Consider the following 1,085-nt stretch of genomic DNA (forward strand, 5'->3'; position numbering starts at 1 on the left):
AGAGACATAGGCAATCGCATGTAGGTTAACGTGACAACGCCCGAGCGGCCGGAGAGCTCGCGCACGGCGCCAAAACTCTCGAGCCGTTCGAACAGGCGTGTTGCCGCCCAGCGGGAGAGATTGCTGCCGGGGGCGCTTGCCGGCAGGGCGTCCTCGTCCAGCAACGCCTGAATGACAGGGCCTGCGCCCTTGGTCCGCACCTTCGGCGCCACGGCCACCAGAACATCGGCCCGGCGCGCGATCGTGTCTGCTGCCCGCAATGCGGCCCCGGCCCCGTCGGCGAGCGCCAGGCAGACCGCGCGGGCAAACGCCGGTTCGCCCGGCCGCACGCGTCCCCTGCCCCCGATGATCCGGAAGGCCGGGCCGTAGCGCTCGGCCATCAGCAGTGGCACGGGCCGGTTCCATCTGAGCTGGGTTGCGATCGCGATGTCGGCTATCGCCCAGGCCAGCGGCTCGGCATCCGGGCGGACGGCAAGGATTGCGGTCACAAGGTCGGCGGCCACGAAGGGAACGGCCCGTCCGGTCTGAAGCGCTGTTTCCGCCAGCTCCGGGAGAGCGGCGAGGTGGTCGTCAAAGGCGAGCCCCATAAGATCGGCGAGATCTTCGACCTGCGTTGCAGAACAACCGGGTTTTCGGGTGGCGAGCCTTTTGTAGGCCAAAACCATCTTGCCCGCGGGGCCCGGATCGTCACCGGCGGCCGTAAACAGGACGGCGTCGCGCAGCGCCGCCTCGTCCTCGTTGCGACCGGTCAGGCGGACGGCGGCGGCGGCGCATTTCAGGGCCTGCCGTTCGCGCCAGCAACCGGCCCAAGGCGGCTCGGATCGAACGAGATCATCGAGCGATTTCAGGGTGATACCAGAAGAGAAGGCAGCATCTGCTTCGGTGATGTCGCGTCCGCGCGGACGGGTCCAGCCCGGCAGGGGTGCGGTGGGCGTGAGGGGGGTTGGCAGATGTGGCGGTGCGCGAATCCATGGCGCTGAGGCTACACGATACGTGCGGTTACTTCCAGAGAAATTGACATAAAGCGCACAGCTTGTCTTTTCCCTATAATGATTGATAATCTTGCATTATCGTTCATAATGCTC

At 66.0% G+C, this 1,085-nt stretch carries 1 protein-coding gene; it reads right to left on the bottom strand.

Features of this window, described 5'->3' with window-relative positions:
* On the bottom strand, positions 1–920 hold a 920-nt coding region (locus K7H91_RS25490), incomplete at its 3' end, for a DUF1403 family protein (protein WP_230722963.1).
* Positions 921–1,085: the final 165 nt, after the last annotated feature.

It is taken from the genome of Martelella mediterranea (genome assembly GCF_021021415.1).
GTDB lineage: Bacteria > Pseudomonadota > Alphaproteobacteria > Rhizobiales > Rhizobiaceae > Martelella > Martelella mediterranea_C.